The sequence below is a fragment of the Pseudomonas palmensis genome, from assembly GCF_049942755.1.
Taxonomy (GTDB): Bacteria; Pseudomonadota; Gammaproteobacteria; order Pseudomonadales; family Pseudomonadaceae; genus Aquipseudomonas; species Aquipseudomonas palmensis.
Window position 1 is genome coordinate 4319615 of sequence record NZ_CP187958.1, and the last position, 21427, is coordinate 4341041.

Genomic DNA, 21427 nt, shown 5'->3' on the forward strand with positions numbered 1-21427 from the left:
GGCGATTACCACAACGCCAGCGTATACCCCACGATCAAGCGGTTCTCGTCGATATCGCTGGTCAACCCGCCACTGGAACGGAACGTCGCATTGCGCAATCGCACGCTCACGTTCTTCAGCGGCCCGCTCTGCACCACATAGGCGATGTCGGTGTCGCGCTCCCATTCCTTGCCGCCGCTCACCGTCGCGGTCTGGATATGGTTGCCATTCACATAGCGGGTCATGAAGCTCAGCCCCGGCAGCCCCAGCGCGGCGAAGTTGTAGTCGTAGCGCGCCTGCCACGCATCGGTTTCGGCCTTGGTGAACACATTCACCGTCACCAGGTTGACCGAGTACGGGTCCAGCCCCGGGTAGGCGAAGTCGCCGTCCCCCGAGAGGTTCTGGTAGCCCAGGCCGAATTTGTGCGCGCCCACGCCCAGGGTCAGCATGCCGTTGAAGAAGCGGTTGTCGATGCGCCCGCCGTCCACCCGCGCAGCGGAACGCAGGTTGGCGCTGCCTTGTTCGCGGGTGTCGAAGTAGCGCAGGTCGCTGCGCAGGCTCACGCCTTCGGCCAGCGGCAGGTCATGCACCAGCCCGGCGTAGTGCTGGCGGTAGAGGTCGTGCATCTGTGCGTAGTAGTAGCTCAGCGCCAGATTGGGGCGCAGTGCGTAGGTGCCGCCTGCCAGGTCCAGGTGGCTGCTCTGGACACCGGCATAGCTCATCTGGTCGTTGCTCGAGGAGTCGCGCAGGTTCTGTTTTTCCAGGCGGCCCACGTTCAGGGTCAGGCCGTCGATGTCCTGCGAGGTCAGCAGGCTGCCGTTGTAGGTCGAGGGCAGCAGGCGCACGTCGTTGATCGAGGCAACCGGCAAGGTGGGCTGCAAGGTGCCGAGCTTGAGCACGCTCTTGCCCAGGCGCAGCTTGGCGGTCAGGCCCAGTTCGCTGTAGTCGTGCGCCGGCTCCTGGCTGGCGCCGAACGGCAGCAGGCCGGTGCCCCGGTGCGCCTTGCTGGAGTCGAGCTTCAGGCCCAGCTCGCCCAGCGCATCCAGGCCAACGCCCAGGGTGCCTTCGGTGTAACCCGATTCCATGCGCAGGATGAAGCCCTGGGCCCATTCCCGCGCCTGGCTCTGGGGCGCGGTGTGCTGGCGAAAGTCGCGGCTGAAATAGAAGTTGCGGGCCTCCAGGCTGGCCTTGCTGTCCTGGATGAAATCGGCCTGCACAAGCAACGGCGCAAGCGCGGCGCACAGGCCGGCGCTGGCCGTCAGGGGACGGCGGGAAAACGACATGCAATCTACCTTTTGTTGTTGTTCTGGCGGCAGCCGCTGCTGCGGTGCGGGCATATAATTAACATATTATCTTTTTGCTCCGAAAGCCTTTGCAGGCTTGCGAGCGAAAAAAGTTAACGTGTTAACGTTATGCCCGTTGCCAGGTAGGTTGCCTGTTGCTGCGCCGCCGCGCTCAGCGCCCCGGCCACATGCTGCGCAACACGCCATCGCGGCGGACAAAACCGTGTACCAGTGCGGCGGCGATATGCACCAGCACCGTGGCAAACAGCAGGTACGCCAGCCAGCCGTGCAGGGCGCGCAGCAGGGCGTACAGGCGCAGGTCGTGGGGCGCGATGGCCGGCAGTTGCCACGGCAGCGGGTAGCCACCGGCCGATTGCATGCCCCAGCCGATCAGCGGCATGCCCAGCATCAACCCGTACAGCAGCAGGTGCGAAGCCTTGGCGGCCCACTGCTGCAGGCGTGGCAGGTCGCTGGGCAGGGGCGGGGTGGCGTAACGCAGGCGTGTGGCGATGCGCAGCACCACCAGCACCAGCAGGGCCAGGCCGATGGCCTTGTGCAGGCTGACCAGCCAGGGGTGGCGGGGCGAGAGGTCGGCGACCATGCTCACGCCGACAAACAGCATCGTCAGGATCAACACGGCCATCAGCCAGTGCAGCAGGCGCGCCAGCGGGTGGAAGCGGGTGGACGGGTGCAGGTTCATGGGTGGGCCCCCAGGGCGGTTTCGCGGCTGCGCCGGTTGAAGGATTCGGCATAGGCGGCCGAGCGGGCGGCCAGGATCGGGTCGGCCGAGGCCTGGATGCCGTCGGGCAGTATCAGCGGGTCGAAGTTCAGGTCACGGCATTCGCCCTGCTCGGGCGCATCGATGTGGTCGATCACCAGGGTGCCGGCATCGACCTGCTGGCGGGTGACGGGCCAGGGGCGCGCGGGGTCGTCCACCGGGTCGTCGGCGCCGGCCAGGGTCAGGCGCAGGGTCCAGCGCAGCGGGCCCTTGGCCAGGCGTTGCTGCAGGTCGTGCTGAAGGAAGTTCCTGTCGTCGACCTGGGCTGGCAACGGGGCGAAGTCGCTGTGCGGCTGCAGGCTCCAGCGCACGTACTGCACCTTGCCCGCCGCATCCACCAGGCGAAACGCGTTGATGCTGTTGAAGGCCGAGCTGGCAAAGCTGTCGGAGGGCTTGTAGTCCCTGGCCCACTGGCGGAAGGCAGCGCTTTCGGGATGCCTGGCGAAAAACGCCTGCAAGGCCGCCGGGTCCGGCTTGCCGGTGGCCGGGTCGGGCGTCGAGGCCAGCACCTGTTCGTAGAACCCTGCGGCATCGCTGACGGCCAGCACTGGCGGGGTGTTCATGCCGGTACGCCAGCGCTGACCGTCGTCGCTGCTGAACTGCAGCGCCAGGCTGCGGGTGGCGACACTGGCGTCGGCGCTGAACGGGTTGGCGCCGCCGATGGCGAAACGTCCGATCACCGGCACTCTGGATTGGCTGAACACCCGGGCCCGCGACCAGCTGGCAGCCTGGCCGCTGCTGTCGAAATAGCCGCTCACGCACAGGCCCTTGGCGTGGTTCTTTCGATAGCCGGGGTAGTGCCCGGCCTGGGCCTCGAAGGTGTCGATGATACGTTGCGGGGTCAGGCGCTGCGGGCCGATCCAGCCGGCAGCGTAGGCAAAGCTTGCGCCCAGGGCGGCGATACCCAGGCCGATGACGGCCAGGCGCAGGGTGCGGGCGCGACCGTTTAACGGAGTGCTCATGGCGGCGATCCGGTCAGTGAATGAGCCGGTACGACGCACCGCACCAGGTTTTATTCCACGCCGGCGGGAATAAATTTCGGCGGCGAGCGTCTGCCTCGTACACTGACTGCCAGCCGCCCAGAACCCCGACCATGAACGATCTTGATGACGACCAGTTGCGCGACATGCTCCAGCGCCTGCGCCGCTTTGCCTTGTGGCTGACCCGTGAGGCCAGCAGCGCCGACGACCTGGTGCAGGCCACGGTGGAGCGCGCCCTGAGCCGGCGCGGCCAGCAGCGTGGCGATGACAGCCTGCGCGCCTGGCTGTTCGCGATCCTGTACCGGCTGTTCATCGACGCCAAGCGCCGCGAGCGCCGGCATGCCCGTTGGCTGGCGTGGTTCGGGCGCGACGAGGCGGTGGGCAGCAGCACCGAGGATATCGTGCTCGCCGAGTCGGGCCTGGCCGCATTCGCGCGCCTGCCCACCGAGCAACGGGCGCTGTTGCTGCTGGTGAGTGTCGAGGGTCTGAGCTACAAGGAGGCCGCCCAGGCCCTGGACGTGCCCATCGGCACGGTGATGTCGCGCCTGTCACGGGCGCGTGCGGCAATGCGAGAACTGGCCGAGGGCAATACGCCGCCCCCGGCATTGCGGAGGTTGAAATGAGCCGGCTGATCCCGTCCGAAGACGAGTTGCACGCCTATGTCGACGAACGCCTCGAGACGGCGCGCCGCCGCGAGGTGGAACTGTACCTGGCAGCCCACCCCGAGCAGGCGGCGCGGGTCGAGGGCTGGCGCGCCGATGCACGCCTGCTGCGCACCGCCTTGGCCGGGCTGGCTGAGCAGCCCGCGAACCCGCGGCTCGACCCGGCAGCCGTGCGCCGCGCCGTGCGCCAGCGCCATCGCCGCCAATGGGCCAGCGCGGCGATGCTGCTGGTGGCACTGGGCATCGGTGGCCTGGGCGGCTGGCAGGCGCGCGAGTCGAGCCTGCAGGCGGGCCTCGCACCGATGGCCGATGCCGTGCAGGCGCACCGCCTGTTTGCCCAGTCGGGCACATTGGACCTGAACGTGCAGCGGCCGGGGCAATTGCAGGCCTGGCTGGGCGAGCACTTTGCCCAGGCAGGGCAGTTGCCGGACCTCTCGGCCTATGGCTTCACGCCGGTGGGCGCGCGGTTGCTCAGCAACGAGCAGGGGCCGGCGGCGCTGCTGCTGTTCCAGGATGCCAGCGGCGAGCGGGTCAGCCTGTTCCTGCGCTCGCCCGGCGAGCACTATGCGCGCATGCCCAGTGGCGAGCGGGTGGACGGCGAGTTGCAGGCCCGCTACTGGTCGCAGGGCGCCTACAACTACGCGCTGGTCAGCCCGGCAGCAGAGCCGCGTGCCGCGCAGTTGCGCCAGGCACTGGGGATTGCCCTGTAGCGGGTGCGAACAGGTCCATGAAGTGGCGTGCCTGCGGGGTACTCTGCTCCCCCGGGCACACCATGTACAGGCCCAGCGGCGGGGTGTCGTGCAGGGCACAGAAGTGCACGCCGTCCTGACGGTTGGCCCGCGCCGCCGCCTGCGGCACCAGGGCCACGCCGAACCCGCAGCCCACCAGGCTGACCAGTGTCTGCATCTGCGCCGCCTGCTGGCTGATGCGCGGGGTGAAGCCAGCGCGTTCGCACAGGCTCAGCATCTGCTGGTGAAAGCCGCTGCCCAGGGCCGGCGGGGTGAACACGAAGTCTTCGTCTGCGGCCTCGCCCAGGTGCACCGGGCCACCGTGGGCCAGTCGGTGCCCGGCAGGCACCGCCAGCAGCAGCGGCTCGTCGAGGATCAGCCGGCTGTGCAGGCGCTCGCTCAGCCCCGGCAACTGGCGCATGAAGGCCACGTCCAGTTCACCACCCAGCACGCCCTCGGCCAGTTGCGCCGAGGGTTGCTGCTGCAGGCTCAGGCGCACCTTGGGCCACTGCGCGCGAAACCGGCGCAGGGCCTCGAGCAGCGGCGGGTAGCCGGCCAGTGCCAGGCTGCCGATGCGCAGGTGCCCGCTGACCCCGTCGGCCACCTCGCGGGCGTGTTCGGCGCCCTGGTCCAGCAGGCTCAGGGTGGCGCGCGCGGTCTCGACGAAGGCCTGGCCGGCGCCGGTCAGGCACACCCCGCGCGAGTGACGTACCAGCAGTGTGCAACCGAGCTTCTGTTCCAGCCGCGCAATCGCCTGGCTCAGCGGTGGCTGGGCCATGTGCAGGCGTTCGGCGGCGCGGTGGATGTGCAGTTCTTCGGCAACGACGATGAACTGGCGTAACAGGCGGGTCTCGATCATGGCGGCGTCCCTGGCGCGGTGTGATATCTGACGGGTATCGGAACCGGCCTTCGATAATATTCAACTTTGCGCGGCGCGCTCGATAGGCTCGACGACTTTACAGGAGAGCGCCCATGAACTTCACCCATCGCACCTTTCTCGTCACCGGCGCCGCCCGCGGCCTGGGGCTTGCCTACGCCAGGGCCCTGGCCGAACGTGGCGCGCGGGTGGTCATTACCGACCGCGGCGCCGACCGCGCCGGCTGCGGCACCGACCCCGGCCCGGTCGAACGGGCGGCCCAGGCCCTGCAGGCGGCGGGGCACCAGGTACTCGGGCACTGCGCCGAGCTGGCCGATGAAGCGGCCTGTGAGGCGCTGGTGGCACGCACTGTGGAGCAGTTCGGCGGCCTCGACGGGGTGATCCACAACGCCGGCTGGGTGGGGTACCAGCCGATCGAGCAGGTGGATGCAGGCTTTGTCGAACGCGCCCTGGCGATCAACGTGCAGGCGCCCTTGTGGCTGTGCAAGCACGCCTGGCCGCACCTGAAGGCCAGCGCCGCGCCGCGGGTGGTGCTGACGACCTCCGACCGGGCCATGTATGCGTGCTACGCGCAGACCGGGCTGGCGGCCTATGCCGCCGGCAAGATGGCGCAGCTGGGCATCATGAATGCCTTGAGCGAAGAGGGCGCCGCACACGGCATTCTGGTCAACGCGGTTTCGCCGGTGGCGCGCACGCGCATGTGGGGCGAGGAGGGCGAGCCGGATGACCTCAAGCCCGAGTGGGTGGTGCCGGGGGTGGTGTACCTGGTGTCGGACGCATGCCAGGTGACGGGGCAGGTGCTGCGCGCCAGCAACGGGCAGTTCGTGGCCACGCGCTTCGAGGAGCAGGCGGGGGTCACCTACCCGAGGGATCTGCGCGGGGTCGAGGCGCAGCAGCCCGAGCAGGTGGCGCAGTGCTGGGCGGCGCACGGAATCTGAGGCATCGCCGGGGGATCGCGCCTACTCTTTCAGGCAGACCGTTTGCCATTGCGACCGGCCACCTGATAAAACCTGTATGCAGCATTGCGTCAGGCGTTAATACCCCGATGCCACAGCCGTTCGCTGGCGTCGTACATATGGAATCCAGAATGACCCCAAGACACGTAATCAACGCATCTGTCAGCCCCAAAGGCAGCCTGGAGACACTCTCCCAACGTGAAGTGCAGCAACTGAGCGAAGCCGGTTCCGGCAGCATCTACACCCTGTTCCGCCAGTGCGCCCTGGCCATCCTCAATACCGGCGCCCACGTCGACAACGCCAAGACCATTCTCGACGCCTACAAGGACTTCGAAGTCCGTATCCACCAGCAGGACCGCGGCGTGCGCCTTGAGCTGCTGAACGCGCCGGCCGACGCCTTCGTCGATGGCGAAATGATCGCCAGCACCCGCGAAATGCTGTTCAGCGCCCTGCGCGACATCGTCTACACCGAAAGCGAACTGGACCGCATGGGCATCGACCTGGAAAGCTCCCAGGGCATCACCGACTATGTCTTCCAGCTGCTGCGCAACGCGCGCACCCTGCGCCCGGGCGTGGAGCCGAAGATGGTGGTGTGCTGGGGCGGCCACTCGATCAGCACCGAGGAATACCAGTACACCAAGAAGGTCGGCCACGAGCTGGGCCTGCGCAAGCTGGACATCTGCACCGGCTGCGGGCCGGGCGTGATGAAGGGGCCGATGAAGGGCGCCACCATCGCCCACGCCAAGCAGCGCATGAGCATCGGCCGCTACCTGGGCCTGACCGAGCCGGGCATCATCGCCGCCGAGGCGCCGAACCCGATCGTCAACGAGCTGGTGATTCTGCCGGACATCGAAAAGCGCCTGGAAGCCTTCGTGCGCGTGGGCCACGGCATCATCATCTTCCCCGGTGGCGCAGGCACGGCCGAGGAGTTCCTGTACCTGCTGGGCATCCTGATGCACCCGGAAAACCGCGACCTGCCGTTCCCGGTGATCCTCACCGGCCCGCGCAGCGCCGAGGCGTACCTGCAGCAGCTGCATGATTTTGTCGGCGCCACCCTGGGCGAGGCGGCCCATGCGCTGTACGAGATCATCATCGATGACCCGGCCCAGGTGGCGCGGCAGATGACCGAGGGGCTCAGGCAGGTCAAGCAGTTCCGCCGCGAGCGCAACGATGCGTTCCACTTCAACTGGATGCTGAAGATCGAAGAGGGCTTCCAGCGCCCGTTCGACCCGACCCACGCCAACATGGCCAGCCTGCAGCTGAGCCGCGACTTGCCGGCACACGAGCTGGCGGCGAACCTGCGCCGGGCGTTCTCCGGGATCGTGGCGGGCAACGTGAAGGACAAGGGCATTCGCCTGATCGAGGAGCATGGGCCGTACGAGATCCATGGCGATACCGCGATCATGCAGCCACTGGACAAGCTGTTGCAGGCGTTCGTGGAGCAGCATCGGATGAAGCTGCCGGGTGGGGCGGCGTATGAGCCGTGCTACCGCGTGGTGAGTTAAGGCCTATCGCGGGTCAAGCCCGCTCCCACAGGTGGCAGATGATCCTGTGGGAGCGGGCTTGACCCGCGATCGCCGGCGACGCGGTGTTCAATTCTGCTGCAAGCGCCTGAGCACCAACCCGGTCAGCTCATCGATCATCGGCCGGAACGCTTCGGCCGTGCAGTGCTGCCCGAGCATCACGGTGCGTGTGGTGAGGTGCGAGAACAGCGCATCGAACAGCACGTGCGGCAGTTCCGACAGCGATGCATCCGCGGCCACTGCCCCTTGCCCGCGCTGGCCTTCGAGCAAGCGCAGAATCAGCGAATGCCACACCTGCGGGCCATGCTCGTACCAGGTCTGGCCCACTTCGGGCACATGCGCCGTGCCATTGACCACCAGGCGGTAGAACGCCACGTGCCGCGGGCTGGTGACCACCGCCACCAACTGGTCGAGGATCAGCCGCAGCCCCTCGGCCAGCCCCACGGTGCTGGTGTCCAGCTGGCGCAGGTCGATGATGAAGTCGTCGCACAGGTACTCCACCACCGCCACCAGCAGCTCGTTCTTGCTGCCGAAGTAGCGGTAGATGGTGGCCTTGGAACCGCCTGCCGCGGCTACGATGGCGTCCATGCTGACGCCATCGTAGCCGTGCTCCAGAAACAGCTCGCTGGCGGTCACCAGCAGGTTGCGCCTGCGCTCCACACTTCGGCTCGTAGGGGAAGTCGGGGCACGGTGCAACGGGGTCATGGGCGCTACTCTTTGTCAGGGAGCGCGTACGCTATCACGTAATCCCCGCGATCTGGAGACTGGCGCGCACCGCCGGCCACCACCACCACGTACTGACGGCCCGAGCGCGGCGACACGTAGCTCATCGGTGTGGCCTGGCCGCCGACCGGCAGGCGACCCTTCCACACTTCCTCGCCCGTGGCGATGTCCAGTGCCCGCAGGTAGTAGTCCTGGGTACCGGCATAGAACACCAGCCCGGCACCGGTGCTCACGCCGCCGCCCAGGGTGGGCATGCCCAGCGGGATCGGCAGGTTGGCACGCACGCCATTGATCACCGCGTCCTGCACCGTACCGGCCGGACGTTCCCAGACCTGCTTGCGGGTTTTCAGGTCGATGGCGGCGAACACGCCCCATGGCGGGCTCTGGCAGGGGATGCCCAGTGGCGAGTTGAAGGCCTTGTGGTCGATCACGAACGGCGTGCCGTCCATCGGGTAGGTACTGCCCACGCCGTGCCCGGACTTGAGGTGCGACAGGTCGACGTTTTCACGCTTGACCAGCTTGACCACCTGCGGGATGCGGATGTCGTTGAGGAACAGGTAGCCGTTGCGCTCGTCGATGGCCGCGCCGCCCCAGTTGAAGCCACCGTAGTAGCCCGGGTAGATCAGGGTGTCGCGGGTGCTCGGTGCGGTGAACTCACCCTCGTAGTTGAGTTCGCGGAAGTTGATGCGGCACATCAGCTGGTCGAAGAAGGTCGCGCCCCACATGTCCTGTTCGGTCAGCGGTTCGGCGCCCAGCGCCGGCATGCCTACCGAGTAGGGTTGGGTCTTGGCTACCCAGTCGCCTTCGGCATGGGCCTGGGGCACGGGTTTTTCGACCACGTCGGCAATCGGCTTGCCGGTGCGACGGTCGAGCAGGAAGATCTGCCCGCGCTTGGTCAGTTGGATCAGCGCGGGGATCTTGCCGCCCTTGCCGTCCGGCACGTCGTACAGCGCCGGCTGGGCAGCCACGTCGTAGTCCCAGATGTCGTGGTGCACGGTCTGGAAGGTCCAGCGCTCGCGGCCGGTGGCCATGTCCAGGGCAACCACGGCAGACGAGTATTTCTCGGTCAGCGCCGGGCGATCGCCACCCCAGAAATCGGGCTGCTGGTTGCCGGTAGGCAGGTAGACCAGGCCCAGTTCGTCATCGAACGCCGGGGTGGACCACATGTTCGGCGTGCTGCGGGTATAGGTTTCGCCCTCCGGTGGCAGCTTGGTGATGGCCGGGTTGCCCAGGTCCCACGCCCACACCAGTTCGCCGGTGTCGGCGCTGAAGGCACGCACCACGCCTGACGGTTCGTCGGTGGAGCGGCCATCGAAGACCCAGCCGCCGAGGATGATCAGGTTGCGTGCCACGGTGGGCGCGGAGGTGTAGGCGTAGTACGGCACGCCTTCATCCACCAGGCCCAGGCCCTGGGTCAGGTCGACCGAGCCCTTGTCGCCGAAGTCTTCGCACGGCTTGCCGGTGTCGGCGTCGATCTCGATCAGCCGTGCATCCATGGTGACCTGCACGATGCGCTTGGCGCACACACCACCCGTGGCGCGTGGGGCGGGTGCCAGGTCAGCGAACTGGAACGGCTTCTGGACCTTGGCCGGCTCGTAGTAGCCAAGGCCGCGGCAGCGGTTCCAGGTCTTGTCGTTGGCGGGCTTGGAGTCGAAAGTCCAGCGCTCCTTGCCGGTGTCGGCATCCAGCGCGATGACCTTGCTCAACGGGGTGCAGGTGTACACCGTGTCGGCGATCTGGATCGGCGTGTTCTGCGACTCGGAGGCGCCTTCGGCGATCTCGCCGGTGCGGTAGGTCCAGGCCACCTGGAGCTTGTCGATGTTGCCCTTGTTGATCTGGTCCAGCGGCGTGAAGCGCGTGCCCTGCGGGCCGTTGCTGTAGTGCTGCCAGTCCTGGGGGGGGGCGGCCGTGGTGGCCGGGGTGTCGAGCACAGGTTCCGTGGTGGCGTGCATGACCCCGTGCGGCACGAAGGTCGAGGCGCCGCCGGCCACCAGGGCCAGCCCGAACAGGGCGGCGCACGCATGGCTGAGGCCACGTTGACGGCCGCCGGCCAGGTACGGATGCAACACCGCCGCCACCAGGCCGATCACCAGGAACGGCGCCAGGCGCGGCACCAGTGGCCAGAAGCGCAGGCCGACTTCCCACAGCGACCAGATGACGGTGGCGCCGAACACCAGCGCCATCAGGCCGGCGCCCAGCGGCTTGCGCCGGGCATAGAGCACACCGGCCAGCAGCATGCCCAGGCCGGCCAGCAGGTAGTACCACGAGCCGCCGAGGGTGGCCAGGCGCACACCGCCGACCGCCAGGGCCAGGCCGCTGAGGCCGAGCAGGGTACCGAAGATGTAAAAGGCAAGGCGAGTTGAAGCAGGGGCAGGGGCCCCCGGGTTATCTGTGTTTTTCATTCCTGTTTGTCCATGACACGACCCCAGCTGCGCGGGCATGGGGGCGTGGATTCATGTTTAGTACTGTACGGTACAGTTTTATTTTGAACCTGTTCAGGCGGCAATGAAAGACAAAATGTCGCACCGGTGAAATTTTTTGTGACAATCCTCGGGATCAGGATGAACAGCAAGGGGAGTGCAGGCATGGTGTTGCAGGTGGTGGCGAGTACGCCCAGGACGGTGGTGGTGATGCCGGATGCGGTGTTGGCGCCGTGGGTGAACCAGGCGTTGATCGACAGCTTTGTGCTGCACCAGCCGTTTTTGCCGTGGGCCAAGGCCGCACCGGCGTTGCAGGACACGCGCAACAACCTGCGCCAGGCGTTGCTGGACCACGCGCGGGTGGCGGCCGAGAAACGTTACTTCATTCTCACGGCCGATCAGACCGCGGTGATTGGCTGTGCCGGCCTGTATCCGGACCCTGCGGGCGAGCATGCGCATGTGCTGGGGTACTGGGCCAACGTCGGGTACAGCGGGCAGGGGTTGATGAGCGAAGGCATCGGCGCGCTGCTGGCGGCGCAGGATTTCGGCACCTTGCGCCTGACCGCGGCGTCGGTGAACGGCGCCAGCCATGGGCTGGCCAGGGCGCTGGGGTTCGAGGTGGTGCGGGTGGTGGAGGGTGTGCGCGATACACCGTGGCATGGGGTGCATGACACCTGGATATTCGAGCGCAGGGTTGAGGGATGATTGAGGCGGGGCTGCCTTGCAGCCCATCGCGGGTCAAGCCCGCTCCCACAGGTATTGCGATGTTCCTGGGGCCGGCGCAGTACTTGTGGGAGCGGGCTTGACCCGCGATGCGGTCAGAAGGTGGCGCGCACGCTCAGGCGCAGGTTGCGCGGCTCGCCGTACCAGCCCTGGCTGTAGAAGCCGATCTGCTCGTAGTAACGCTTGTCGAACAGGTTGTCGACATGCGCACTCACACTCAGGTGGTCGTTGAGGGCGTAACGGCTCATCAGGCTGACCAGCGTGTAGCCGCCTTGCTCCAGGTCGGTGAAACCGCCCGGCATCGCCACGTCGCTGCGTGACACGCCACTGCGCCACGTCGCGCCACCGCCCACGGTCAGCTTGTCCAGCACACCGCCCAGACGGTAGGTGCTGAACAGCTTGGCCTGGGTGCGCGGGTGGTTGGTGTTGATCGCCTTGTCGTCGGCATTGCGGGCAATGAAGTGGGTGTAGCTGGCCGACAGGTTCCACTGCTCGGTGAGCTGCCCGGCCAGCTCCAGGTCGAAGCCGTCGACCCGCGCCCCGGTGCCGGCCTTGTACGCCTGCTCATTGGGGCGCCCCTCCACGTTCGCCCCCGGGATCGCTTCGGCCAGGCCCTCCTGCTGGGTACGGTACACCGCCAGCGCTGCGTTCAGGCGACCGTCCAGGTAGCCGGCCTTGATGCCGGCCTCGTAGCTGTCACCGGTCACCGGGTCGAGGATGCTGCCGTCCGGCCCGCGCGCGTTCTGCTGGTTGAAGATGCTGGTGTAGCTGGTGTACAGGCTGTAGGTCGAGTTCAGGTCATACACCAGCCCCGCGTAGGGCGTCACTTCGTTGCGGTAGCGGTACTGGCGCAGGCTGCCGTAGTAGTCCTGGTCGATTTCCCAGTTGCTGACCCGTGCGCCGAGTATCAGGTGCAGCGGGTCGGCCAGCGACAGGCGCGTTACCGCGTAACCCCCGTTCTGCCGGGTGTGGGTGGCATCGCCCGAGGCACGCACGTTGGACCAGGCGGGCTCGGCAATGTGGTTGCTGTTCCAGTCCATGAAGTTGCCGGTATCCGGTACCGTGCCCAGCGGCCTGAACTGGTCGATGGTCAGGTCGTCGTCGATGCTCATCGCACCGAACGCCAGCTCGTGGCTGCGGCCCAGCAGCTGGAACGGCCCGCTGGCGGTCAGGTGCCAGTCGTCACGGGTGCGTTCGCCCTCGTACTTGAGGAAGCTGGCCGACATGCCGCGCCCGGTTTCGCGGTCCGGGTAGCCGCCGCGGTACAGGTAGCGCATGCGGTAGTTGCCTTCGAAGCGGCTGTAGGCGGCGCGCAGCTTCCAGTCGTTTTCCAGCTGGTGCTCGAGGTCGACGAAGGCGGTGGTGGACTCGGTGCCGAAGTAGCCCCACTTGGTGTTGTTGGCCGCCGATCGGCCGAAGTCGGTACGCCCGCCGTCCTTGTAGAACAGCGGAAAGCCGCTGCCCATGCCGTCGGTTTCGTTCTTCTGGTACTCCAGGCGGGTGGTCAGCCGGGTGCGCGGGCCCAGTTCGCTGCTGACCACGCCGTACAAGGTGCGCGAGCCGTAGTCCAGGTAGCTGACGTGGCTGTCCTTCTGCGAATAGGCGGCCACCACCCGCGCGGCGATGCGCCCGTCCTCGGTCAGCGGGGCCGACACGTCCACATCACCCCGTCGCTCGTCCCAGCGCCCGATGCCCGCCGAGCCGCTGGCGGCGAACTCGGGCAGCGGGCGCTTGCGCACGAAGTTGACCGCCGCCGACGGGCTGCCGGCGCCGGTCAGCAGGCCGGTGGAGCCGCGCACGATCTCGACGCGATCATAGATGGCCGAGTCCATCTCGGTGGCGCCGAAGTTCCAGAAGCCGTTGATCGGCGAGGCCAGGCCGTCGAACTGGAAGTTGTCGATGGTGAAACCACGCGCCGAGAACGACAGGCGATTGCTGTCGTTGCGCACATGGGAAATGCCCGGCGCGCTGTCGAGAATCTGCGCGGTGTTGCTCAGGCCCTCGTCCTCGATCTGCTGGCGGCTCACCACGCTGACCGACTGCGGGGTTTCGCGGATCGACATCGGCAAGCCGATGGCGGTGGACATCGCGCCGGTGGTGTAGCTGGCGCTGCCTTCGGTGGTCTGCGGCCGGTACGCCTCGCCCTGTACGTCGGTGGCCTGCAGTGTCAGCACCGGCTTTTCGGCGGACTCCTCGGCACTGGCCATCAGGGAGACAAAGGCCCCGCCCAGCAGGGCGATACGCACGCTGCTGATCGGTCGGGTAGAGGGGGCAAGGCGGCGCTGCATGGGAATCGTTCTCCGCAGAGTATCGTTATCGTCTGCGTATTATTCACAGTTGCTCGCGGGGCCACGTTTGGCAGATGCCAGACTGCTTATGGGCGCTGCCAAAGCGTGCGTCGGGTGGGGAACTTCAGGCGGTCTCGCGGGGGGCGTGGCCAAAGCGCTGGCGAAACGCGGTGGCGAAATTGCTGGCGTGGCGGTAGCCGACATGGTGGGCGGCCTGCTGGATCTGCCAGCCCTGTTCGAGCAACTGGCGGGCCTGGTCGAGGCGCCGGTTGCGCAGGTAGCCGAACACCGTTTCGCCGTACAGCGCGCGGAACTTGCTGCGTAGCGAGCTGCTGCTCATGCAGGCCAGGCGCGCCAGTTCGGTGAGGTCGTGCTCGTCGCCGGGCTGTTGGTGCAGGTGCTCGCGCACCCGTTCGAGCATCAGCCGGTCGCGTGGGCACAGGCCCGGCGAAGGGGCCGGCAGGCTGTCGAAACTGGCCAGGCCGTGGCTGAGCAGTTGCAGGCTCAGGCCCTGGCACAACAGGTGCTGCAGGGTGCCTTGCCAGCGACCGGACAACATGTCTTCGATGCCCGCCAGCAAGTGCGCGGGCAGGGTCCAGCAACTCAGGGCCGAGCCGTGGCCGCGCAGGCGAGCCTCGATCAGCTCGGCCAAGGCCTCTTCGCCCACATCCTGCGGGCGGCGCAGCGACAGGTTGAGCCCGCGCAGGTGCGCGCCACCGCGGTGCAGTGCCGACATCGGCCGGCCATCGCCGCACAGCGCGGTGATGCAGGCGCCTGGTTGCAGGGGCTGGGTGCGGGTGTAGGTGATCGAGGCCTGACCCTGAAGTACCAGCGCGAGGGTCAGGTCGGGCATGTCCAGCGAATCGGCGCGGTAGGTGTGGAAGGCCTGCACGTCGGAGTTCACCAGGCTGAAGCCGGGAGCCAGGCGATGTTCGCTGATATGGCCCTGCATCAGGCACGGATCGTCCTCGCCGCCGTCGCCTTCGGGCAGGCTATAGTGCACGTCGTAGCGCTGGCCCAGGGCATGGAAGTCGCTCAGCAGGTAGCGGGTGGGCGCGGACAAGACAGGGCTCGGGTGTCGAAAAAAGGAAGGCGATAATAGCATTCATTCTCAAATGCAGGGTGGCTGGAGTGGGGCGGTGATGAGCGAAACATGTCAGGTGCGCCAAGCACTGGAAACGGATGCGCCGGCGATCAGCCGGGTGATTGTCCAGGCCTTGCGCACGAGCAACAGCCAGGATTATTCGTCGGCGGTGATTGCGCGGGTGGAGCAGAGTTTTTCCCCCGAGGCGCTGCTGGGGTTGATGGCGCGCCGGCAGGTGGTGGTGGCGCAGTTGGGCGGGCAGGTGGTGGGTACCGCGAGCCTGGAGGGGGACGTGGTGCGCACGGTGTTCGTGGCGCCGGACCGGCAGGGGCTGGGCATCGGTCGGGCCTTGATGCTGCATGTTGAAGAGCTGGCCGGTGCGTCGGGGGTGCAGGCGCTGCGGGTACCGTCCTCGCTGACGGCGCAGGCGTTCTATGCGCGGTTGGGGTATGCGGTGGTACGCGAGGTGGTGGAGGGGGAAGAGCGCACCATCGTGATGGCCAGGGCGCTGGGCAGGTGACACCGCGTCGGGGCATTCGCCGGCAAGGCCGGCTCCTACAGGCTGTGCAGGAGCCGGCCTTGCCGGCGAAGCAGGCGCGTCAGAACTGCGGCGTGTACTTGACGCTGAACATCATGTTGCGCGGCTCGCCGTAGTTGTTGTTGCCGCCGAGCTGGTTGTAGCCCGAGGCAATGTAGTGTTTGTCGAACAGGTTGTTGGCGTTGACTGCCACAGTCACCTCAGGCGTCAGCTGATAGGCCAGGCGTGCATTCCACACCGTGTAACCGGGCACATCAAACGTACTCTCGTAACCCAGTGTGTGGCTCTGGCTGCTGAAGCCCAGGCCCGCGCTTACGCGGCTCCAGTCGCCCGGCAAACGGTAGTCGCTCCATACCCGCAGCATGTGCTTGGGGGTCCACTGGTTGAAGACCTTGCCTTCGTTCTCCGGGTCTTTGATGTACGTGGTGGTGGTGTAGGTGTACCCGGCGAACAGCTGCAGGTCGGGCATCACTTCGCCACTGATTTCGGCTTCGAAACCCTGGCTGCGCACCTTGCCGGACGCTTTCGAGCAATCGCCGGAGCCACATTGCGCAGAAGCGTCGGTGATCGCTCGGTTGTTCTGGTCGTAGCGGAACACGGCGAACGAGGTGTTGACCCGGCCATCCATCAGTTCGCCCTTGAGGCCCACTTCGTAGTTGCTGCCGACAATCGGCTTCAGCACCGATTGTGCGGCATCGAGTTCGCTCTGCGGCTGGAACACGTCGGTGTAGCTGGCGTAGGCCGCCCATTCCTGGGTCAGGTCATAGATGATGCCGGCATAGGGGGTAACCACACCGGTTTCGGTCATGACGCTTGGGTCAGCGACCGTCACCGTGTTGCCCTGTGTGATGACTGAGGAGTAGCGGAAGTCGTACCAGCTCACGCGTGAGCCAAGCACTACGGTCAACGGCTCGGCCAGCTTGACCCGCCAACTGCCGTACAGGCCTTTCTGGCGCACGTCATATTCGCTTGCGGTGGCTCGGCCGCCGTCACGCATCAGGCTGTCGTAGCTGGGTTTGGGGCGGTCGTGGTCGATATCGAAGATATTGCCGCCGTTGATGAAGGTGCGCGCGAACACATCGTCGGTCTTGAGCTGGGAATAGTTGCCACCCAGGATGAGTTCCTGTTGCAGCCCCAGCGTCTCGAAATGGCCGTTGACGTAGGCGTCCAGACCCACCTTGGTCGAGTCGAAGTCGGTGTACCAGTTGGCATACTGGACACCGCTGCCGTCAGGATTCAGCCCTTGGCCGGTGGTTTGCACCCGCTGGTGCAGCGAGTCGTTGCTCTCGCTCATGTACACGGCGGCGGCATGCACCTTCCAGTCGTCGTTGAAGCGGTGGTCGAGGTCGGCAAACACCGTGGTCACGTCGATTTCCGAGTGGTTCCAGCGCGCGCCGGTATAGGTCGAGCGCGGCACGTCCACAGGGCGTCCGTCGGCATAGCGCGGCAGGCCACGCAGCATGGGCCGTGAGGTGTTGTCCGAGTAGCTCACGCCCACACCCACGGTGGTGTCCGGGCTCAGGTCGAAATCCAGCGCGCCGTACAGCGAGTGGGTCTTGCTCCACTCGTAGTCGATGAACGACTGGCTCTGGTCTTCGTCGGCGACGAAGCGCCCGCGGATCGTGCCCTGCGGGTTCAGCGGGCCGCCAGCGTCCAGTTGCAGGCCGTAGTGGTCCCAGGAGCCGGCCTTGCCGGTGACGGTCACGGTGGGTTTGTCCTGCCCGCGCTTGCGCACCAGGTTGATCGCGCCGCCCGGGCTACCGGTGCCCTGCAGCAGGCCCGAGGCACCGCGCAGGAACTCGATGCGGTCGAAGAAGATCAGGTCCTGGGTCGCCCAGTTGCCCAGCGAGTAGGTGTTGCGCGGAATCGGCACGCCGTCGTACTGCCAGTCGTCGATCTGAAAACCGCGCGACATCAGGATCATGCCCTTGCCCACGCCTTGCTGGCCGACCAGGCCGGTGGTCTGGTTGGCGGCGTCCTTGAGGTTGGTCAGGCCCTGGTCGTCCATCTGCTTGCGGGTCATGACGCTGACCGACTGGGGGATTTCCTTGAGCGTGTGTTCGCCCTTGCCGATGGTGGTGACCCGCGCTGCGTAGGAGTTCGAGCCTTCGGTGGTGGCCAGGTTGCGCACCTCGGTGATGCTGGTGGCGCCCAGCTCCAGTGCGCCTGCGGTGTCTACCCCCGGCACCACGCTGAAGTGGCCGCTGCCGGTCACCAGCAGTTGCAGGCCGCTGCCGGCCAGTGCGGCCTGCAGGGCCTGCTCGGCGCTCATCTGCCCACGGACGGCCGGGGCCTGTTTGCCCTGCACCAGGGCCGGGTCGAGGGAGATGATCTGGCCGCTCTGGCTGGCGATGGCATTGAGCGTGGCGGCGAGCGGGCCGGCCGGCAGGTTGAACGCAAGTGCCTGCTGCTGGGCAGACACGGCGCAGCTCAGGGTGGCCAGGGCAACGGCGACGGGGAGGGCGCGGGACCAAGGGTTGAGCACGGAATTCTCCTGATTGTGTGTGCAGTCAGGAGATAGGTGGGATGAGAAATGAAAACCGGACACAAATGCGATTGTTTTTCATAAAAACTTTTCAGAGGGTTCTCGGGCTCAGCTTTTCGGGCCGATCAGGGTCAACCACGGGCCGTAGTGTCGTACCTCGATCGGCAGTGTTTCGGCCAGCGCACCGAAGCTGCGCTGCGGATCGTTGAGCGGGAACACCCCTTGCACGCGCAGGTTGCGCACCTGCGGCGCGACCCGCACGAAGCCGCGGGTGTAGGGGCGCAGCGCGTCGACCACTGCATCCAGCGGGTCATCCAGTACATTCAGGTGCCCGTTCAGCCAGTCGGCGCGGTGACGCTCGTCACGGCCCAGACGCTCGATGCGCTGGGCGTGCAGCAGGGCGGCCTGGCCTTCCTGCAGGTCCAGTTCGCTGCCATCGTGCAGGCGTGCGCGCACCGCATGCTGCAGCACCACCACGCGGGTGGCGTCGGGCTGCTGGCTGACCAGAAAGCGCGTGCCCAGCGCGCGGATTTCGCCCTGGGCGGTGCGCACGCGCAGGGGGCGCTGCGGGTCGGGTGCCACTTCAATCACCAGTTCGCCCTGGCGCAGCAGCACCAGGCGCTGGTGGGCATCGAATTGAAGGTCGACGGCAGTGCTAGCGTTCAGGCTCAGCTGGCTGCCGTCTTCCAGTTCCAGGGTGCGCCGCTCGCCGGTACCGGTGTGCAGGTCGGCCATCAGCGTGGTGCCGACCTCGCTGCGCGCCGCCAGCCACAACCCGCCGCCCAGCAGGCCCAGCCCGCCGATGGCGCGCAGCACATCGCGCCGGGAGGTGCCGGGCTGCATCAGCACGCGCCGGGCTTCGCCGGCCTGGCCGGGCAGGCGCTGGTCCAGCGCCCGCACGGTGCCGAACGCGCCACCCAGGCGCTCCTGCAGCCGGCCCCAGGCCTGGGCATGGGCCGGGTCGCTGTTGAGCCAGGTATCGAAACGGGCGTGCAGGCGGGTGTCGTTGCGGTCGGCGCTCAGGCGCACCATCCAGTCGATGGCCTGCTCCGCGGCCGGGTCGAGGCGGGCCTTGCTCATGGTGCCATCTCGGCCAGGTAGCACTGGCGCAGGGCCTGTTTCATGTAGCGGCTGACGGTGCGTTCCGACAGCGCGAGCTTGCGCCCGATCTCCACATAGCTCAGGCCATCGAGCTGGCTGTAGAGGAAGGCTGCCTTGACCACCGCGGGCAGGCCGGTGAGCGCTTGGTCGATGGCCACCAGCGCTTCGACCAGCAGCAGTTGTTCCTCCGGGGAGGGCGCTACCTGCTCGGGCAGGCTCGACAGGCGTTCCAGGTAGGCATTTTCGAGTTGGCGGCGGCGGTGGCGGTCGAAGATCAGCCGGCGCGCGATGGTCGACAGAAAGGCCCGCGGTTGCTGGATGCTGTCCGGATCAACCCGCGCCACCAGCAATTGGCAGAACGCCTCGGCAGCCGTGTCTTCGGCGTCGGCGCGGTTGCGCAGGCGCTTCTGGATGTGTTGCAGCAGCCAGCGGTGGTGGTCGCTGAAGAAGAAGCCGAGCTTGGAGGAAGGCGTGTGCACCGGGAACGACTCGACAGTGAATGTGAATAGTTCTCAATACTACAGTGTCACAATGCCTGTGTGTAGCCTGCGCGGGGGTGCAATCGCGCGCGGGTTGCGCCAGGGCGCGTTGCCGGCTCTGCCGGCAACGCGCCCCAGGCATGGCCGTCAGGCGGCGGCCTGGGCTTGCAGCACCAGTTGCCCGTCGACCTCGACAACCAGCCCGCTGGCGACGAACAGTGGCACCAGGCGTTTGTGTAGCTGTGGCTCGACGAAGGCCTTGATGGCGTCCAGGTCCAGGTTGCCGCTGACATCCAGTTCGGCCTTGGTGTAGGACAGCCAGGCTTTTTTCAGGACCATCAGCACATCGCTGGCGGTGGTGGTGGCGAAGCGGCGATGGGTGACCTGGCCCTGGAAGTCGAAGGTATGGGCGAAGGCGTAGCCGCTCTCGTCGCCCTTGTTTTCCAGGCAGCGGCTGCATGCGCAGGCGCCGTCGGCGAATGCGGCGCGCAGGTAGGTGTTGAAGTCCACCACGGGTTTGAGGCCCAGGCGCTTGTCGACTTCGAACAGGTCCCCGGTCATGTTCGCATCAGCGTTCAACGTCATTTCCTCACAGTCATCCAGTTGGGTTTGCAGGGCGGCACAATACCAGCCTGGGCTGCCAGTGGGTACTTGCGCAGGGATGTCGCGGGTTCAGCTAAGCACTACGACGTCTGGCCCACTCATCCACCACATCCCCCATCGTCCGCGCCGTACCATCGACTATCCACGCCATCAACGGCCGGTCGAACCTGAAATCCTCGCCACACTGCTCACGCATGAACCGCCGCACGTTCTGCGTGTTGCGGTAATCCTCGCCCACCGGTGTATCCCGGGTAATCACCCCGCCATGCCAGTCAAAAGCCATACCGTGTCTCCTTGCGTCGTTTGAGGGTTTCACTGGGCAACTCCTTGAACAGCGCCTGATAACTGCTGGAAAACCGCCCCAGGTGCCAGAACGACCAGCGCATTGCCACTTCCGCCACGGTGTGGCCGCGCGCGGTCAGCAGCTCGCGGTGCGCGCCATTGAGGCGGCGCAGGCGCAGCCAGTGGCTGGGCGTGATGCCGGTGTACGCCTTGAACGCATGCTGCAACTGACGCACCGAACTGCCGGCCACCTGCGCCAGTTGCAGCAGGTTCAATGACTCCTCCGGCGAATCCGCCGCCCATTCGCTGACCTTGCGCATGATGGTGCGCTCCTCGGTGCGCCGCCACAGCTCGCCGCGGTCCAGGCACACCGAGGCGGTGTCGAGAATGTACAGACAATCGTCCAGCAACTGCCTGGCCAGCACCTGCTGGCACGGCGCGTCCTCGCTCTGCGAGAGGCGCGTCAGGGTACTGCTCAGCCAGCCGCTGAACAAGGCATTGCGCTGGGAATTGAGCGGTGCCATGAACAGACCTTCGAGCGCCGCAACGTCCACGCCGTGCTCACGCACGAACGCAGGGCCGAACACGACGGCCACTTCCTGGTAGTTCTCGGGGGTGATCCAGATGTTGCGGCTTTCGCCATTGAGCACGTACAGGCTGTTGTCACTGCGGTCGAAGCAGAACGACAGCGAACCGCCGGGGGCGCTGAAGCTCTGCTCCACCCGGGTGTTCATGCGCTCTTCGTACACCTCCACGCCCTGCAGGTCGAGGCAGCGCACCATGCCGGCAAAGTGCCCGGGTGACATCTGCTGGTAGTGCTGTGCCCAGCCTGGCGTGGCGCGTACCTGTTCGGCCACATCGGCACTGGTGAAGGCCTGTACCCGCAAGGGCGACGGGGTTGTCATGAGAACCTCTGAATGCACTGCTTTGGTGCA

The 21427-nt window shown here is 66.7% G+C and carries 20 protein-coding genes; 6 read left to right on the top strand and 14 right to left on the bottom strand.

Going from position 1 to position 21427, the window contains the following annotated elements:
* Positions 1 to 5 precede the first annotated feature (5 nt).
* From ACPRTJ_RS19985 to ACPRTJ_RS19995, 3 genes are all read right to left on the bottom strand, one after another.
* Positions 6 to 1262: an OprD family porin gene (locus tag ACPRTJ_RS19985; protein WP_426427233.1), complete on the bottom strand. Its 1257-nt coding sequence runs from the start codon at positions 1260 to 1262 to the stop codon at positions 6 to 8.
* 172 nt (positions 1263 to 1434) lie between these two features.
* Positions 1435 to 1962 (bottom strand): cytochrome b, encoded by a 528-nt coding sequence (locus ACPRTJ_RS19990; protein WP_058541244.1) that lies wholly within the window; start codon positions 1960 to 1962, stop codon positions 1435 to 1437.
* Complete coding sequence (locus tag ACPRTJ_RS19995; RefSeq protein WP_100633362.1) at positions 1959 to 3002, bottom strand: catalase family peroxidase; 1044 nt, start codon at positions 3000 to 3002, stop codon at positions 1959 to 1961. Before ACPRTJ_RS19995 ends, ACPRTJ_RS19990 begins: the two co-directional genes overlap by 4 nt.
* Before the next feature lie 131 nt (positions 3003 to 3133).
* Between ACPRTJ_RS19995 and ACPRTJ_RS20000 the strand changes: the two genes are divergently transcribed.
* The gene (locus ACPRTJ_RS20000) at positions 3134 to 3643 is read left to right on the top strand and encodes a sigma-70 family RNA polymerase sigma factor (protein WP_043860914.1); all 510 of its coding nucleotides are present in this window, start codon (positions 3134 to 3136) and stop codon (positions 3641 to 3643) included.
* Positions 3640 to 4392 (top strand): anti-sigma factor family protein, encoded by a 753-nt coding sequence (locus ACPRTJ_RS20005; RefSeq protein WP_088515176.1) that lies wholly within the window; start codon positions 3640 to 3642, stop codon positions 4390 to 4392. Before ACPRTJ_RS20000 ends, ACPRTJ_RS20005 begins: the two co-directional genes overlap by 4 nt.
* Here the strand turns inward: ACPRTJ_RS20005 and ACPRTJ_RS20010 are convergent.
* Positions 4331 to 5269 (bottom strand): LysR substrate-binding domain-containing protein, encoded by a 939-nt coding sequence (locus ACPRTJ_RS20010; protein ID WP_043860912.1) that lies wholly within the window; start codon positions 5267 to 5269, stop codon positions 4331 to 4333. The genes ACPRTJ_RS20005 and ACPRTJ_RS20010 overlap by 62 nt on opposite strands.
* 113 nt (positions 5270 to 5382) lie before the next feature.
* On the opposite strand from ACPRTJ_RS20010, the gene ACPRTJ_RS20015 reads away from it, so the two are divergent.
* Together ACPRTJ_RS20015 and ppnN are read left to right on the top strand one after the other, a co-directional pair.
* Positions 5383 to 6225 (top strand): SDR family NAD(P)-dependent oxidoreductase, encoded by an 843-nt coding sequence (locus ACPRTJ_RS20015; RefSeq protein ID WP_213605836.1) that lies wholly within the window; start codon positions 5383 to 5385, stop codon positions 6223 to 6225.
* A 149-nt stretch (positions 6226 to 6374) separates the two neighbouring features.
* Positions 6375 to 7748 (top strand): nucleotide 5'-monophosphate nucleosidase PpnN, encoded by a 1374-nt coding sequence (ppnN, locus tag ACPRTJ_RS20020; RefSeq protein WP_043860910.1) that lies wholly within the window; start codon positions 6375 to 6377, stop codon positions 7746 to 7748.
* A gap of 87 nt (positions 7749 to 7835) precedes the next feature.
* Here ppnN and ACPRTJ_RS20025 read toward each other — a convergent pair whose 3' ends face one another.
* Together ACPRTJ_RS20025 and ACPRTJ_RS20030 are read right to left on the bottom strand one after the other, a co-directional pair.
* On the bottom strand, positions 7836 to 8471 hold the full coding sequence (locus tag ACPRTJ_RS20025; RefSeq protein ID WP_043860909.1) for a TetR/AcrR family transcriptional regulator: 636 nt from the start codon (positions 8469 to 8471) through the stop codon (positions 7836 to 7838).
* Between the two features lie 5 nt (positions 8472 to 8476).
* The gene (locus ACPRTJ_RS20030; protein ID WP_426427234.1) at positions 8477 to 10891 is read right to left on the bottom strand and encodes a membrane-bound PQQ-dependent dehydrogenase, glucose/quinate/shikimate family; all 2415 of its coding nucleotides are present in this window, start codon (positions 10889 to 10891) and stop codon (positions 8477 to 8479) included.
* Between the two features lie 159 nt (positions 10892 to 11050).
* Here ACPRTJ_RS20030 and ACPRTJ_RS20035 point away from each other — a divergent pair, with 159 nt between their 5' ends.
* Positions 11051 to 11614 carry a GNAT family N-acetyltransferase gene (locus ACPRTJ_RS20035; RefSeq protein ID WP_052504230.1) on the top strand — a complete coding sequence of 188 codons (564 nt, stop codon included), beginning with the start codon at positions 11051 to 11053 and terminating at the stop codon, positions 11612 to 11614.
* A gap of 113 nt (positions 11615 to 11727) precedes the next feature.
* Here ACPRTJ_RS20035 and fauA read toward each other — a convergent pair whose 3' ends face one another.
* Both fauA and ACPRTJ_RS20045 read right to left on the bottom strand, forming a co-directional pair.
* Positions 11728 to 13920, bottom strand: a complete 2193-nt coding sequence (gene fauA, locus ACPRTJ_RS20040) for a TonB-dependent alcaligin siderophore receptor FauA (RefSeq protein WP_426427235.1) — start codon at positions 13918 to 13920, stop codon at positions 11728 to 11730.
* 124 nt (positions 13921 to 14044) lie between these two features.
* On the bottom strand, positions 14045 to 14983 hold the full coding sequence (locus ACPRTJ_RS20045; RefSeq protein ID WP_353228189.1) for a helix-turn-helix transcriptional regulator: 939 nt from the start codon (positions 14981 to 14983) through the stop codon (positions 14045 to 14047).
* A gap of 79 nt (positions 14984 to 15062) precedes the next feature.
* Between ACPRTJ_RS20045 and ACPRTJ_RS20050 the strand changes: the two genes are divergently transcribed.
* Complete coding sequence (locus ACPRTJ_RS20050; RefSeq protein ID WP_426427236.1) at positions 15063 to 15524, top strand: GNAT family N-acetyltransferase; 462 nt, start codon at positions 15063 to 15065, stop codon at positions 15522 to 15524.
* Between the two features lie 79 nt (positions 15525 to 15603).
* Here the strand turns inward: ACPRTJ_RS20050 and ACPRTJ_RS20055 are convergent, their stop codons facing one another.
* From ACPRTJ_RS20055 to ACPRTJ_RS20080, 6 genes are all read right to left on the bottom strand, one after another.
* Positions 15604 to 18027 (bottom strand): TonB-dependent siderophore receptor, encoded by a 2424-nt coding sequence (locus ACPRTJ_RS20055; protein WP_426427237.1) that lies wholly within the window; start codon positions 18025 to 18027, stop codon positions 15604 to 15606.
* Positions 18028 to 18135: 108 nt separating this feature from the next.
* The gene (locus ACPRTJ_RS20060) at positions 18136 to 19107 is read right to left on the bottom strand and encodes a FecR domain-containing protein (RefSeq protein ID WP_054915125.1); all 972 of its coding nucleotides are present in this window, start codon (positions 19105 to 19107) and stop codon (positions 18136 to 18138) included.
* Positions 19104 to 19607 (bottom strand): sigma-70 family RNA polymerase sigma factor, encoded by a 504-nt coding sequence (locus ACPRTJ_RS20065; protein ID WP_104572636.1) that lies wholly within the window; start codon positions 19605 to 19607, stop codon positions 19104 to 19106. Before ACPRTJ_RS20065 ends, ACPRTJ_RS20060 begins: the two co-directional genes overlap by 4 nt.
* 147 nt (positions 19608 to 19754) lie before the next feature.
* On the bottom strand, positions 19755 to 20192 hold the full coding sequence (locus ACPRTJ_RS20070) for a hypothetical protein (protein ID WP_054915124.1): 438 nt from the start codon (positions 20190 to 20192) through the stop codon (positions 19755 to 19757).
* Between the two features lie 91 nt (positions 20193 to 20283).
* The gene (locus ACPRTJ_RS20075; protein WP_043860901.1) at positions 20284 to 20493 is read right to left on the bottom strand and encodes a DUF6434 domain-containing protein; all 210 of its coding nucleotides are present in this window, start codon (positions 20491 to 20493) and stop codon (positions 20284 to 20286) included.
* Positions 20483 to 21397, bottom strand: coding sequence for a helix-turn-helix domain-containing protein (locus tag ACPRTJ_RS20080; RefSeq protein ID WP_054915122.1), 915 nt, complete (start codon positions 21395 to 21397; stop codon positions 20483 to 20485). Before ACPRTJ_RS20080 ends, ACPRTJ_RS20075 begins: the two co-directional genes overlap by 11 nt.
* Between the last annotated feature and the right edge of the window lie 30 nt (positions 21398 to 21427).